At 70.3% G+C, this 13,842-nt stretch carries 10 protein-coding genes, 1 tRNA gene and 1 pseudogene; 5 read left to right on the forward strand and 7 right to left on the reverse strand.

Features of this window, described 5'->3' with window-relative positions; translation table 11 throughout:
• Nucleotides 1–177: 177 nt before the first annotated feature.
• Entirely contained in the window at nucleotides 178–1,509 is a 1,332-nt protein-coding gene (locus DVA86_RS05765; protein ID WP_208876325.1) for a M20/M25/M40 family metallo-hydrolase, read from the reverse strand.
• A gap of 148 nt (nucleotides 1,510–1,657) precedes the next feature.
• On the opposite strand from DVA86_RS05765, the gene DVA86_RS05770 reads away from it, so the two are divergent.
• From DVA86_RS05770 to DVA86_RS05785, 4 genes are all read left to right on the forward strand, one after another.
• Nucleotides 1,658–1,742 (forward strand) — tRNA-Leu (locus tag DVA86_RS05770).
• Between the two features lie 452 nt (nucleotides 1,743–2,194).
• Nucleotides 2,195–2,473, forward strand: a complete 279-nt coding sequence (locus DVA86_RS05775) for a CU044_2847 family protein (RefSeq protein WP_208876326.1) — start codon at nucleotides 2,195–2,197, stop codon at nucleotides 2,471–2,473.
• Nucleotides 2,470–2,631, forward strand: coding sequence for a trypsin-like serine protease (locus DVA86_RS05780; protein ID WP_208876327.1), 162 nt, complete (start codon nucleotides 2,470–2,472; stop codon nucleotides 2,629–2,631). Before DVA86_RS05775 ends, DVA86_RS05780 begins: the two co-directional genes overlap by 4 nt.
• A gap of 272 nt (nucleotides 2,632–2,903) precedes the next feature.
• The gene (locus DVA86_RS05785) at nucleotides 2,904–3,206 is read left to right on the forward strand and encodes a hypothetical protein (RefSeq protein ID WP_208876328.1); all 303 of its coding nucleotides are present in this window, start codon (nucleotides 2,904–2,906) and stop codon (nucleotides 3,204–3,206) included.
• A gap of 172 nt (nucleotides 3,207–3,378) precedes the next feature.
• Here the strand turns inward: DVA86_RS05785 and DVA86_RS05790 are convergent, their stop codons facing one another.
• The 5 genes and pseudogenes from DVA86_RS05790 to DVA86_RS05810 all read right to left on the reverse strand — a co-directional run bounded on the left by DVA86_RS05790 (nucleotide 3,379) and on the right by DVA86_RS05810 (nucleotide 11,059).
• Nucleotides 3,379–3,927: a hypothetical protein gene (locus tag DVA86_RS05790; RefSeq protein WP_208876329.1), complete on the reverse strand. Its 549-nt coding sequence runs from the start codon at nucleotides 3,925–3,927 to the stop codon at nucleotides 3,379–3,381.
• Between the two features lie 288 nt (nucleotides 3,928–4,215).
• Nucleotides 4,216–4,320, reverse strand: a pseudogene (locus DVA86_RS36250) (TetR/AcrR family transcriptional regulator C-terminal domain-containing protein); the annotation flags it as partial.
• Nucleotides 4,321–4,411: 91 nt separating this feature from the next.
• Nucleotides 4,412–8,185, reverse strand: coding sequence for a glycoside hydrolase domain-containing protein (locus DVA86_RS05800; protein WP_208876330.1), 3,774 nt, complete (start codon nucleotides 8,183–8,185; stop codon nucleotides 4,412–4,414).
• Nucleotides 8,186–8,600: 415 nt separating this feature from the next.
• On the reverse strand, nucleotides 8,601–9,497 hold the full coding sequence (locus DVA86_RS05805) for a LamG domain-containing protein (protein WP_208876331.1): 897 nt from the start codon (nucleotides 9,495–9,497) through the stop codon (nucleotides 8,601–8,603).
• Nucleotides 9,498–9,787: 290 nt separating this feature from the next.
• A complete protein-coding gene (locus DVA86_RS05810; RefSeq protein ID WP_245996359.1) occupies nucleotides 9,788–11,059 on the reverse strand; it encodes a S8 family peptidase in 1,272 nt (423 codons plus the stop codon).
• 424 nt (nucleotides 11,060–11,483) lie between these two features.
• Between DVA86_RS05810 and DVA86_RS05815 the strand changes: the two genes are divergently transcribed.
• Nucleotides 11,484–12,767 carry a flavin-containing monooxygenase gene (locus tag DVA86_RS05815; protein WP_208876334.1) on the forward strand — a complete coding sequence of 428 codons (1,284 nt, stop codon included), beginning with the start codon at nucleotides 11,484–11,486 and terminating at the stop codon, nucleotides 12,765–12,767.
• Between the two features lie 223 nt (nucleotides 12,768–12,990).
• On the opposite strand, the gene DVA86_RS05820 is transcribed toward DVA86_RS05815, so the two are convergent.
• Nucleotides 12,991–13,821, reverse strand: coding sequence for an NAD(P)H-dependent oxidoreductase (locus DVA86_RS05820; RefSeq protein ID WP_208876336.1), 831 nt, complete (start codon nucleotides 13,819–13,821; stop codon nucleotides 12,991–12,993).
• Nucleotides 13,822–13,842: the final 21 nt, after the last annotated feature.

The following is a 13,842-nucleotide window of genomic DNA, read 5'->3' on the forward strand; positions in this document are numbered from 1 at the left end:
CCTCGTTGGCAATGCGATCCCAGACCGCGGACCGCATCAGATGTAACGAGGAGGGGGTAATCGGGCTACGAGCGTACGGACGTATTCACTCTTCCTGGCTACGGGCGGACAGGCGCCCGATTACCACTGGCGCGCCCCTCCGAGACGCCCCGTAACTCCGCCACTGACCTGCGGCATTCAGCACTGGTCCAGGAACCGGTCCAGCACCCGTACGCCGAACTTCAGTCCGTCCACCGGGACTCGCTCGTCCACGCCGTGGAACATCCCTGCGAAATCCAGCTCCGGCGGCAGCTGCAGCGGCGCGAACCCGAAGCAGCGGATGCCCAGATCGTCGAACGACTTGGCGTCCGTACCACCCGACAGCATGTACGGCACCGCGTGCGCGATCGGGTCCTCGGCCTTCAGCGAGCTCTGCATCGCCGCCACCAGCGCGCCGTCGAAGCTGGTCTCGAGCGCCTTGTCCGCGTGCACGTCCTCACGCTGTACGCGCGGCCCCAGCACCCGGTCGAGGTCGGCGAGGAACTCCTCCTCGTGGCCGGGCAGGAACCGTCCGTCCACGTGTGCGGTTGCCTGGCCGGGGATGACATTGACCTTGTAACCGGCCCCGAGCTGGGTCGGCGCCGCGGTGTTCTGCAGCGTCGCCCCGATGATCTTCGCGATGCCGCCAAGCTTCGAGAGCGTCTCCTCCATGTCCTCGGGGTCCAGCTCGGTGCCCAGGGCGTCGGACAGCTCGTCAAGGAAGGACCGTACGGTCTTTGTCATCCGTACGGGGAACTTGTGCCGCCCCAGCCGGCCGACCGCCTCGCACAGCTCGGTGATCGCGTTGTCGTTGTTGGTCATCGAACCGTGCCCGGCAGTGCCGTCCACGGTCAGCCGCATCCAGTGCATGCCCTTCTGCGCGGTCTCCACGAGATAGAGCCGCAGATTCTCGTTCACCGTGAAGGAGAAGCCGCCGACCTCGCCGATCGCCTCCGTCACGCCCTCGAACAGCCCGGGGTGGTGGTCGACCAGGTGCCGCGCGCCGTACAGCCCGCCGGCCTCCTCGTCCGCGAGGAACGCGAGCACCACGTCACGCGGCGGCTTCCGGCCGCTGCGCAGCCGGTCCCGTACGACTGCGAGGGTCATCGCGTCCATGTCCTTCATGTCGACCGCACCCCGGCCCCAGAGGCAGCCGTCCGCGATCTCGCCCGAGAAGGGGTGCACGGTCCAGTCGTCGGCGTTGGCGGGCACGACGTCCGTATGGCCGTGGATCAGCAGCCCGGGCCGCGACCGGTCCTCGCCCTCGATCCGTGCGACGGTCGAGGCCCGCCCCTTGTCCGACTCGAAGATCTGCGGCTCCAGCCCCACCTCCGCGAGCTTCTCCGCGATGTACTCGGCGGCGGCACGCTCGCCGGTGGCCTCGTTCCCGCCGTAGTTGCTGGTGTCGATCCTGATCAGGTCCCGGCAGAGGTCGACGACCTCGTCCTGTCCGGTGGGGTCGGTGGCCGCGGGCGGGCTGGACTGGCTCACGCTTCCTCCTCGTGTGGCGAGCCTCCATCCTCCCGCGCCACCCGCCGTCACCCCAAGTGGCAGGTGATCGACCACACCCCCGGCGATGCTAAAGTTGGACCCGTCACGGCGGGCGCGGGTACCGTCCGCACGCTGTGACGGAACACCTGTCGGGGTGGCGGAATGGCAGACGCGCTAGCTTGAGGTGCTAGTGCCCTTTACAGGGCGTGGGGGTTCAAGTCCCCCTCCCGACACGGACCACATCGCCGGCTTGTGCGGGCCGGGCATCGTCTCGGCCCGCACAAGCTGCTTTGCAGGCTCGTACGTCAGCCTGAGAGCGTCACGGACGGGACCCGGCGGCTTGAGTCTGGCGTGGATCTCCTCCCTGGTCATCCCGCGTCCCCTGGCGAGCTGCCGAGCCTGGCTTGGTGTCGCATTCCGCGATCATCTGGATCGCGTCCTGCCGCCGAGCGTCAGAGCGGAGTCAGGTTGCGACCCCCGCATGCGCGTGATCGTCTCCTCCAGCCGGTACGGAGCGAATGCCGTGGCGAGCCACCGTCGAGCGGGGCGGGATCTTGCCGTCGAATCGCTCGCCGACACTGCGCTCCGCTGGCTACGCTTCCGGCGGGACCGAGAGTCGGTGGGAGCCCCACCGCGCCGACAAGGGGACATATGGCAGACGTTCGGGTCGAGACCGTGGCCGTGGATGCGACGGGGAGCCGGCAGATCTCCAGCCGGTACGAGGTCCAGTTCCGCCCTCGGCGACCGGGCCGGGGAGTTGGAGGAGGCCATCGTCCAGGCGTCGGGCATCGCCCAGCAGTCCCTCTCGCAAGTTCAGCGCCGAGACGGCTGGCAGGTGGCGAGCAAGGAGGTCAAGTTCGGGCTGACCCTGGCCGCGGAGGCCGGCGTAATCCTGTCCAAGGCGTCGGCCGAGGCATCGTTCGGGGTCACCCTCACCGTGGAGCGGGTCCCGGAGTCGCCGTGACCCACGCGAGTTACTGGGTCGAGCTCTTCCAGTCTCAGCAGCGCCTCGGCGGCGGATTCCTGCTGACTCGCCGCTATGTGCTGACGGCGCTTCACTGCCTGCGGGGGCTCACCTCGCCGGACGAGCACGTGGACGTCGTCCTGACGGACGGCAGCTGACTCGCGGGGCAGGTCTGCCGCCGGGACAAGGAGGCCGACCTCGCCCTGATCACGATCTCGGCCGCCTACGAAGTGCTGCTGCCGATACCGCGGGCCGGCGTCGCCCACGGCGGGGACGACTGGCACGGGCCGTACCCGCCCGCGGCGTCCGAAGTGCACCTCAGGGGGCAGGTGGACAGCGGTACGGCGGAGTACCTCTGCGAAGGAGGGCTGTCGGGCCGTGGCGGACCGTCGACTGGCACCACGCGTACGCCACACGCGGACCGGACGGCGTGGACGCGCTGCCCGGCGGCCGGGCGTGGCGCGAGGAGCTGGAGGCGCTCGCACCGGAGGACGAGCGCCATCTGCTGACGTTCGAGGGCCACGTCACTCACCTGCCGCGCCGCGACCGCCGGCTCCTCGAACACATCGACGTCAGACGGATGGTGGGCGACGCGGGCCGTGTGAGCGGCCAGCTGACGCGGCTCGCCTCGTCCGGCTTCCAGGAGGTCGTCTACACACCGACCGGGCCGGACGTGCCCCGGGAGCTCCGCGCCTTCGCGAGCGCCGGACGGCAGCACCTCGCGGCAGGCTGACGAAGCGGCCACGAGGTCATCGCACGTCGCGCCAGGCACAAGAATCCGGGTACGGCAGCCGCCGATGCCCCCGACGGCGCCCTCGGAGGAGGCCGCTTCCTGCACACCGGCGGCCAACCCGAACCGCACCCCCGGGTGCTCCGGCACGGGGGTGCGGTTCAGGAGGTCTGCCTTACCAGGCGTTGACCACACACAGCGGCGGGCTCGAGGGCCCGTCACCGCACACGGCATGCGACAGATTGGAGATCTTCGTCCATTCTCCCTCGCCGACGACCTTCGGCAGTCCGCCCGCAAGGTGCTTCACCAAGTAGGGCTCCTTGAAGGTGAAGGCGTCGACGTCCTTGCCGCTTCCCCAGCCGCCGTACGAACCCGACTTGAGGGTGTGGTTGTCGGAGCAGTGGGCGTCCTCGTGGTCGGGGATCATCCCGCCCTGCCAATTCCACACGGAGCATTCGATGGTGTCTTCCCCCGCGCCCTTCTGCAGGTTCAGCGTGAAGTACATCGTGTCGCCACTCTGGTTGCCGACACCGCCGCAGAGCCACGAGCAGCCCCCGAGGACCGAGACGTCGCCCCCGCCCTTCCCGTCCCGCTCGGCTGCCTGGGCCGGACCGGCCGCAGGGGCCGAACCGGCTGCCTGAGCTGACGGAGCCACGGCGAATGCTGCGCCCGCCGCAAGGGCGATGGCGGCCGACCTGGCGACGATCCGATGACCGATGCGCATGAATTCCCCCTGTTTCCGCACCGATGCGGGAGGTGCGGTATCCCGTTCCCGCTTTCTGCGGCAACACGACAGGAGTGTGCCGGTGACTCGCAGCCTCCATAACGTGTTTCGGCTGACGCCGAACAACGACAGCCGGAGCCCCTCGGAAAGCGAACCGGTCGCCCCGGAGACAGAGCAGGCGAGGCGAGCCTGGCCGCGGTGAACCGGCGATTGGCCACGCCCACTTCGGCCAGGATGCGTTCCATGGGGGCGCACCCCGCATACGAACCGGTCAACGCTCAGGCGCTGTCAGGCGCTCAGGTTTGCGCCGGGCTGCGCCGGGCTCCGCCCGACGGCGCGCAAGCCGTCCAGGAGCAGCCGCAGGCCGAACTCGAAGTGGGCCGTGAAGTCCGTGCCGGTGAGCTACGAGGCTTTCGGCGAAGCCCAGGGTGTTCGGGCCGGTCGAGTGGCACGGCCTCACCGGCGTGGTCCACTCCGCGGCGCGCTATTCGGGGCGCACCTCGTTGCTCGGCCGGCTCTCCTGGCCGGAGCCGCTCATGGTGCGCGCCGTCACGGTGAACGTGTACCCCTCGCCCGCCATGAGGCCGGGCACGGTGACGGCGGTGGCGTCCTCGCCGGCGGTGACCGGTTCCAGCGCCTCGCCTGCGTGGTACGGCGTGACGGCATACCCGGTGACGGGGACTCCGCCGTCGAACTCCGGTGGTTTCCAGGACACGGTGGCCGACCCCGTACCAGCCTCGGCGGACACGTCCCGCGGTGGTCCGGCCGTCCCGGGCAGGGCGTGGACCTCGAACTCCGAGAGTCCGTTGTTGGGGCCGGTGCCCCCCTTGGCCTGGAAGCGGACCGAGTCGAACGACTTCATGCCGAAGGTGACCGTCTTGGCGGAACCGTCCGAGGGGATGTCCGTGACCTCCACGGAACTGCCGTCGCTGAACGTGAGCGTCCCGCCGTTGACGTCGTCGACTCCCGCTCTGTCGTGGAGCACGATCCGGTCCGCCCGGACCGGCTTCTCCCAGTCCAGCCGGAGCCAGGGGTTCTGTTCGCCGGCCGACGCCCAGTCCCCGGCGTCGGGGCTTCCGATCACGCCGTCGACGGCTTTCCGGGCGGCGTGTCCGGAGTCGTACTCCGACGAGGCGGTGGCCGTGACACCCGGCCACCGGGCGGCGTTGCCGCGCAGCAGTTCGGGGTCGAGTGCGAGGTCGACCCGTTGTGCCGAGGTGGCGCGGCCGCTGTCGGCCGCGGTCGCGGTGACGAGGACCTCGCCGTCGCGGTGGTTGACGGTCAAGCGCCCGTCCGGGTCGATGGCCGCCTTCTTCGTCGGCGAGCCGTCCGGTTCGGTCACGGACCAGAAGACCTTTTTGAAGGTGGTGTCGTCGGGTGTCACCTTCCCGTCGTAGCTCACAGATCCGTACGGCTCGGTGATCCGTTCCGGTCCGGAGATCCTGATGTCGTCGGCGAGGACCGGCTCGTTGCCCTCGGATGCCGATTCCGACGGCGGGAGTTCGTCGACGCCCCACTCCTTGTTCGGTTCGGGGCCCATCCACAGCTCCAGCGTGCCGCCGGCGGCGACCTGGTCGTGCCGGAACCAGGCGTTGTCGAACCGGGCGCCGTTCAGCTTCGCCCGCTGGATGTACTGGTTGTCGGCCGAGTTGCCGTGCGTGACGATACGGAATCGGTCGCCGTCGTAGTACTCCTGGTTCAGCTCGATGGTGATCTCGTCGAAGACGGGCGACGTGATGTCGTAGACGGGGCGTTCCCGGCCGGCACCGGTCACCTCGAACAGGCCGATGGCCATCAGCGCGCTGATGGCGCCCATCTGGCCCTGGTCCTCGTCGTGGTGCCCGTACCCGTCGTCGGTGGCGATGGAACCGAACGTCTTCTCCTTGACCTGACGCACCCAGTACTGCGACAGCCAGGGGTAGCCGACGTAGTTGAAGAGATGCGCGGCCTGCAGGCCGGGCTGGTTGCCGTAACTGACGTGGCCCTGGCCGTGGCTCCCGAAGAACCGTGCCGGCTCCGCCCGCCGGAACGCGTAGTTCAGCTTGTCGGCGTACGCCGCCTCGCCACCCATCACATTGGCCAGCCCCATCACGTCATGCGAGGTGAACCAGGTCGTCTGCCACGAGTTGGCCTGGACGAATCCGCGTGATGAGAGGGGATCGAAGTCCTTGAGCCAGCTGCCGTCCGCGTGGCGCGGGCGGCTGAAGCCGGTCTCCTTGTCGTAGACGTTGCGCCAGTTGCGGGAGCGCTCCACGAGGTGGTCGCCGACGTCGGTCCGGTCCCAGGCCTCGATCTCGTCGAGACCGACGTTCTCGCCTTCACCGCCGGTGACGGTGAAGCGTACGGAGTCGACCTTCCGGGACGGGAACCGGACCACCTTGTCGGCCCCGTCCGTGGGGATGTCGCGTACGACACGCCGGCTGCCGTCGCTGAACTCGAGCACGCCGGCCTTGACGTTGCTGTCCGCGTCGGCGCGGTCGCTGAGCACGATCTGCCGGAGCTCGCGCGGTTCGTCCCATGCCAGTTCGATCCACGGGTTCCCCTCGCCGGCCGATCGCCACTCGACGTCCGTCGGGGCGCGCGACGGCCGTCCGTCGACGGCACGCACCGCGCCGTGTGCGCCGTCGAGCTGGGAAGAGGCGGAGGCCGTGGCGTACTGGGAGGCGTTGATTCCGCGCTTGTCGAGGGAGTTGGCGAGCTGGGCGAGCGCCCAGTCCTGATGCGCGTACTCGAGGGTCTGACCTGCGCTCTCGCCGGTCTCCTCGGCCGACACGTAGCCGAGGTCGAGGTAGGAGCGGTTGCCGCCGGTCCCCCAGTTGAGATAGTCCGAGGACGCCTTGTCGTAGAGACCGCCCAGCGACTGGGCGTCGAGCATGGCTTCGTACGCCTTCTCGATGTCGAAGTCGCGGATGCCCTTGTTCCACGCGCCGGTGATGAACGAGGTGACCGGCGAACCGGTCATCACCATCGAGTAGTTGCCGGAGACCGGTGCACGGGGAAGCAGCTCGCCGTCTTCGTACATCCGCAGCTGCGACTTGACGAAGCTGGAGTAGACCTCGGGATAGGCGAGTCCGAGCACGGAGTTCACGTTCCACTGGGTCAGCCACAGGGCGTCGTAGTTGTACATGGCGTACTCAGGTCTGCCCTTGCCGTCCCTCGGGATCCGCTTGACCCGGTCGCGGTTCCAGGTGTCGTCGATGTACCTGCCGTCGGCGTCGCTGATCACGCTGCGGCCGCAGAGCACATGGAACAGGTCGGTATAGAACTTCACCTGCTGCCGCTCGGTCCCGCCCCGCACGTCGATACGGCCGAGCATCTCGTTCCAGCCGTCCTGCGACTCGGTCTTGGCCGCGTCGAAGTCCCAACCGGGCAGCTCTGCCGCGAGATTGCGCCGGGCGCCGTCGGCTCCGGTCAACGAGAGCGCGACCTTCATCTGGACCTGGTCGTCCGCGTCGAGGTGGTCGTAGCCGACGTATACGCCCGCGTTGTCGCCGTCGACCCGGTCGACAGCGGCACCGCCGTCGACCAGTTCGCCGTCCGCCCAGCCGTGCAGGGAGTCGAAGGCCTTGTCGAACCGGATGTTGAAGAACAGCTTCGTCTGGTGTCTGCCGGGGTAGCGCTCGCCGTGCTGGACCACGTAGCCCTCCAGCTCGCGGTCGCTGACCTTGGTGACGCGGGCGTTCTCCATCACGGCCTCGCCGAGGACGCCACCGAGGTTGACGATGATCTCGGCCGGTCCGGAACGGCCGTAGGTGTAGCGGTGCATGCCGACCCGATCCGTCGCCGTGAGCTCGGCGTCGACGTCGTAACGGTCGAGATGCAGCTTGTGGTAGCCCGGCTCGGCGATCTCGCTGTCGTCGTGCTCGACGTGGGACTGCCAGCCGGTGTCGCCGTCCAGCTTGGGCACGCTCTTACCGGACGTGGGCATGACCTGTACGCCGGACAGCTGCCAGTCGTGAAGATGGCTGAACCCCTTCACGTCGTTCTCGTTCTTCCGGTAGCCCGTGTTCCGCGCGTGGTGCGTGCTGGTGTCGGGACGGAGCTTGACCATGCCGAACGGGTTGCCGGCCGACTGGAAGAAGAAGAACCGCCCGATGTCCGCCTCGACCCACGGATTCACCAGCCCCACGTAGTCGCGCTTCTGCGGGGCCGCGGCAGCGGTGCTCGCCGAAGCCCGCGGTGGGTGATCAGCGCCCGTAAGCAGGCCGGCCGCGAGGGCGGCGGTCACCAGTCCGGTGAGCAGACGGCGAAATCTCATACCCGTGACCTTCGTTCGCCGGGAATGCCGCGACGTGACCGCGGGCGCACGGGCGTACGAACCGTTCGCGAACGGCGGCCGGGACCCTCGGCCCGGCTCGGCGAAGCCGGCTCCGCCGGCGCTCCGCAGCGGTCCGGGAAGTGCCGGTGGCGGCCCGGCTGTTGGACTGCGCTGGCGTCATGCCGCATGGAGGAGCTTCCTCGGCTTGGTATCGATAACAGTGGAGAGTGGCCGCGCTCCCTGGTGTTGTCAACACTCGCCGCAGGGTGCATCGCACACGCGGTGGCTACGACTTGTGGGCTTCGCCAGACCTGCAGGCAAGCCGTACGTGCTGGTGCGGCACCCTGGCCCGTACGTGTTATCGATAACGGTCCGACTGCCGCCGCGCCCGCCGGACGGGCGGCCGTTCAGCCGGTCAGGACCCCTGCGCCAGGGAGGCGGCCTCGGCCGGGGAGACGGCCTTGCCGAAGGCCCGCACATCGTCGACGGTCCCGTCGACTCCCCGGAAGAACTCGTTCTCCCCCAGGCCGCGGCCCACGACGAAGTCTCCCCCTGTCGCGAAGTCCTCTTCGTGATCGACCGATTCACCGGGGCGGCCGTCGACGTACAGGCGGACCTTGCCCGCGGCCTCGTCGTACACACCCGTCAGATGCGTCCACTGCCCCGCATCGACCTCCACGTCCGAGACGGCCTCGTCCGCGTCAGCGTCGACGTCGTCCGAGGGCCCTTCCGGAATCCGCATCTCCCACTGCGACTCCTCCGCGTCGTACTGGAGCAGGAAGCCGCTGGACTCCGCACCGTCCTGGCTCACCACCGTCTGCGATCGGTCCGTGCTGTTCAGCTTCACCCGCGCCGACACGGAGAAGCTGCCTCTCGTGTCGACCAGAGGGCCGTCCGACGCCAGGAACTGGTTCCCGTCGAACTTCAGCGCCCCTCCCGTCACGGTGCTCGCGGAGGACGGGCCGACGAGCGTGCCGTGGTTGCCGTTGCCCGAGGTGTCGGGGATGACCCCGCCCTCGACATCGTTGAAGAGCCACTCGACCGCCGAGCCGTCAGCGGGCGGCCGGGGGCGCCGTTCCCCGCCGGGCTTCGAGGGCGGCCCGGCCTCCTTGGAGGGCTTCGCCTTGGCTTTCGCGGTGGGCGGCGCGGTGGGCGTGCCCGAAGAGGCGGGGGCCTTGGACGACGGTGACGGTGAGGGCTGGGCAGGCGGTGCCGGCGACTTCTTGCTCTGCGGTGGCCCCTCCGGGGAGTCGTCTCCGGTGAAGCTGAAGACGAATACGGCGGCGACTCCGCCGAGCGCGGCGACCGCCACACCCCGGACGAGGAGGTCGGTGCCCCGACGGCCTTTCCTACGGGTGCCAGTCGTGCGTGTGCCGGTGCCCGGCGGGCCGGAGACGGCGGGGCGGTTCGCGCGGGTCGCGGGGTTTCCGGTGCCCGGGGTTCCGGTGCTCCAGAGCTTCGTCGCCAGGGCTTTGGACTGTCTCGTATACACATCAGACGCCGCCGACGAGGGCTGAGGGGTAGATGTGGGCGGGCACCCGCAGCTCGGGGATGTGTATAAGGGACAGGGGCTGGTCACCGGTGTGGCCGACGGGCGCGGCCTCAGAAGCGGCTGTAGAGCAGCCTGTTGGGTGAGTCGGCGCCGGGCGAGGTGACCTTGCTCTTGCTGCTCGCGTCCAGCATCGCCTTCGTCACGGTCGAGGGCGACGCCGTGGGGTGCGCGCCGAGGTAGAGCGCCGCCGCGCCGGTGACGTGCGGAGCCGCCATGGACGTACCGGTCATGGTGGCGGACGCCGTGTCCGACGCACGTCCGGCCGAGACGACCTGGTGGCCGGGCGCGAACAGGTCCACGCACTTGCCGTAGTTGGACGACGCCCAGCGCGCGTCCGTGTCGGACGTCGCAGCCACGGTCAGTACGGCGGGGGCGCGGGCCGGGGACTGCTGGCAGGAGTCCGTGTTGGAGTTGCCCGCCGAGACGGCCACGGTGACTCCGGCCTCGACCATGCCCGTGACGGCCGCGTCCTTGGCGTCGGTGGCGGCGCCGCCGATGCTGACGTTGGCGACGGCGGGCTTCACGGCGTTCTTCGCGACCCAGTCGTAGCCCGCGATCACGTCCGCGGTCGTGCCGCGGTTCTCGCAGTCCAGCACGCGGACCGCGACCAGCTTGGCGGACTTGGCGACCCCGTATGTGGCGCCGCCCACGGTGCCCGCGACATGCGTGCCGTGGCCGTGGCAGTCGTCGGCCTTCGCGTCGTCGTCGACGAAGTCCACGCCGTACTTGGCGCGACTGCCGAACTCCTCGTGGGTGATGCGGATTCCGGAGTCGACGATGTACGCGTTGACGTTGGCGGCCTCGGAGTCGTAGCTGTAGCTGTCGCTCAGCGGGAGGTCGCGCTGGTCGACCCGGTCCAGGCCCCAGGTCGGGTCGTTCTGGGTGCCGTTGCCGCGCTCGACGCGGTTCTGCTCCACGTACGCCACGGCGGGGTCGGCGGCGAGCCTTCGCGCCTCGTCCCGGTCCGCGGTGACGGTGAAGCCCTTGAGCGCGGTGGCGTACGTGCGCTGCACGGCGGCGCCGCGCGCGTCCGCGTCGTCGAGCAGGCTGCCGGCCAGCTCGCGTACGGACGTACGGGACTTGAGCCGCGCCGAGTCCGCGGCCTCCTCCCCTGTCTTCTTCATCACGACGATGTACTCACCGTCTATCGTGCCGGGTGCGTCGGCGCCGCGTATCTCTCCGACTCCCGAGCCCCCGGGACCCGGAGTGTCCGCGGACTCCAACGCGCCTGCGCCGACGGCGGTGCCGCCGATCAGGACGAACGCCGCCGCCGAGGCGACGGCTATTCGGGATTTCTTCTTCGTTCTCTTCGCGTGCTGCAACGGAGCGAGCCCTTTCGGTCGGGCGTGCGATGGCTGCTCCGTTCTAGCCGTACACATGTGGCACTAAGGGCACATGTACGGCATAGTCGACTTCCCAACTCACGGTCGTTGTCGAATCGTTATCATGCGCGTGCGGAGGGCCGTGAAACGGCGGCGTGCGGGGGGAGTTGGGCCACCGCGGGGGCCGTTCCCGTTCGCCCGCGGTTCGCCCGCGCTTCGTGCACGGTCCGCGTGCCGGGCGGGAGCCGCGCAGGTGCCGCGCGGGAGCCGGCGGTGTGCCGGTGGTTTGCCGCCGACCGGCGGCCGTACGTACGGCCGAGCCGCGCCGCCCTGGCGGGGCGGCGGGCCCTGCTATCACATCCGGCGGACCGGCGCGAGCCCCCGCGTGGCCCGGCACCGGACCCTCACCACTAAGCTCTTGGACATGCACATGTCCATGCAGTCGTCCGAGCATGGGACGCCCGTCCACATCATCGGCGCCGGTCCCGGCGGCCTCGCCACCGCCGCCGCCCTGCGCGAACGCGGCATCAAGGCGGTCGTCCTGGAGAAGTCCCCCGCCGTGGGCGCCTCCTGGCGCGCCCACTACGACCGGCTCCGACTGCACACCACCCGGCGCTGGTCCACGCTCCCCGGACTGTCCATACCGCGCGCGTACGGGCGCTGGGTCGCCCGCGACGACTACGTGCGCTACCTCGAGAGCTACGCCTCGTACCACCGCATCGAGGTCGCCACCGGCGTCGAGGTCGACCGCATCGACCGCACCGGCGAGGAATGGACCCTGCACGCCAACGGCGGGCGACGGCTGTACGCCCCGGCCGTCGTCGTGGCCACCGGCCACAACCACACCGCGTACATCCCGGACTGGCCCGGCCGCGCCGCCTTCACCGGCGACTTCCTGCACGCGTCCCGCTACCGCGGCGCGGAGCCGTACCACGGCAAGGACGTCCTCGTCGTCGGCGCCGGCAACACGGGCGCGGAGATCGCCGCCGACCTCGCGGAGCGGGGCGCGGCGCGCGTACGGCTCGCGGTCCGCACGCCGCCGCACATCATCCGCCGCTCCACCGCGGGCTGGCCCGCGCAGGCGGGCGGCATCCTCTGCCGCCGCCTGCCGCCACGCCTGGTCGACCGCCTCGCGGCCCGCGCGTCCCGGCTGGGCGGCGGCCGGGACCTGACGGAGTACGGGTTGCCGCGGCCGCCGGGGGTGGTGGCGGCGGTGCCGGTGGCGGCGTCGGGGGCGGCTGGCGCTTCCGGCGCGGCTGGCGCTTCCGGCGCGCCTGCCTCCGTGCCTGACGCCGCGCCTGCCTCGGTGCCTGACGCCGGTGAAGCGGGGCTCTACAGCCGGGCGTTGCAGGGTGCGATCCCCGTGGTGGACGTCGGGATCACGGAGGCCGTGCGGAAGGGGCACGTACAACCGGTGGCCGCGGTACGGGCGTTCGACGGCGCGGACGTCGAACTCGCCGACGGTACGACGGTCACGCCCGACGTCGTCATCGCCGCGACGGGCTTCAGCCGCGGTCTGGAACCGCTGGTCGGCCACCTCGGCGTACTCGACGCGGAAGGCCGCCCCCTGGCCCACGGCCCCCGCACCCACCCGGAGGCCCCGGGCCTCCACTTCACGGGCTTCACGAACCCGATCAGCGGGATGCTCCGCGAACTCTCCCTGGACGCGGGCCGCATCGCCCGTGCGATCAGCCGCAACGCGGTCTGACTCCCCCGGTGGGTGGGGCGCTTACGTCACGTCGTGACACGTGAACCGATTCCGCCGACTGACGGTACCCAGTGGCTGAGGGCCGTCCTCAAACGCCGGACGGGCTGGATTTGGCCGAGCTGGCAGCATCCGTCAGGTTGGCGGCGAGGTCAGCCACCTCAAGCCCGTCCGGCAATTGAGGACGGACGTCCGCCACCGCGGCGGTGGCACCGACCCGGGGCGCTCACACCGCGTCGAGGAGGGCCGAGGCACCGGGCTGCCCCCGGCGGCATGGGGTCACGTGGGCCGAGAGGCCCGCGTGGCCCGGGGCCGCCGTCGCGTGGAGGACCAGGTCCGCGTCGTAGTCGCCGCCAGCCTCCCGCCGGTACGGAATCGGCTCGGCGTCCGGCAGCGTCCGCAGCCGCTCCCGCAGTGCCGCCGCCCACCCCTCCGCGTCGGCCTCCATGGCGCGGTCCGCGCCGTACACGACCAGTGGCGGGAGCGCCTCCATGCCCGTGTACCAGAACGTCCCGTGCAGCATCGGGAACAGCACTTCGTCGATCTGCCCGTGGATGCCACGCGGACCGAAGCCGGACTCGCGGGCGCCGACGGAGGTGACGATCAGCGCGCGTTTGCCGGCGAGGCCGCCGTCGCCGTAGCGGCGGGTGCGGCCGTGGGCGTCGCGTATGCCGAACGCGAAGCCCTGGACCAGCACGCGGTCGAACCAGCCCTTCAGGATCGCGGGCGGTCCGAACCACCACAGCGGGAAGTGGAAGACGAGCGTGTCCGCCCACGCGATCTTCTCCTGCTCGGCGCGGATGTCGTCGCTGAGCGTGCCGCCCACGTACGCGCGTTCCTGCTCCGCGCCGACCACCAGCCGGTCCGTGGACACGTCCGGCGAGGGCTCCGGAGCGCGCACGTCGTCCGCGTCGATCACCGGCTTCCAGCCCATCGCGTACAGGTCCGAGACGCGGTGCTCGTGCCCGTGCGTGCGGAGGGTGCGGAGGCCCTCGGCCATCAGGGAGGCGTTCAGGGAGCGCTGTTCGGGGTGGGCGAATATCCAGAGAACCTTCATGCACCCGAGCCTGCTGGACGG

It is taken from the genome of Streptomyces armeniacus (assembly GCF_003355155.1).
Taxonomy (GTDB): Bacteria; Actinomycetota; Actinomycetes; order Streptomycetales; family Streptomycetaceae; genus Streptomyces; species Streptomyces armeniacus.

What these genes read in the sequence shown, in the direction of transcription:
- DVA86_RS05775 (WP_208876326.1), top strand. Translation starts at nt 2,195, where the DNA reads ATGCGACGGGGAGCCGGCAGATCTCCAGCCGGTACGAGGTCCAGTTCC.
- DVA86_RS05815 (WP_208876334.1), top strand. Translation starts at nt 11,484, where the DNA reads ATGCACATGTCCATGCAGTCGTCCGAGCATGGGACGCCCGTCCACATC.
- DVA86_RS05790 (WP_208876329.1), bottom strand. Translation starts at nt 3,927, where the DNA reads ATGCGCATCGGTCATCGGATCGTCGCCAGGTCGGCCGCCATCGCCCTT.
- DVA86_RS05800 (WP_208876330.1), bottom strand. Translation starts at nt 8,185, where the DNA reads ATGAGATTTCGCCGTCTGCTCACCGGACTGGTGACCGCCGCCCTCGCG.
- DVA86_RS05820 (WP_208876336.1), bottom strand. Translation starts at nt 13,821, where the DNA reads ATGAAGGTTCTCTGGATATTCGCCCACCCCGAACAGCGCTCCCTGAAC.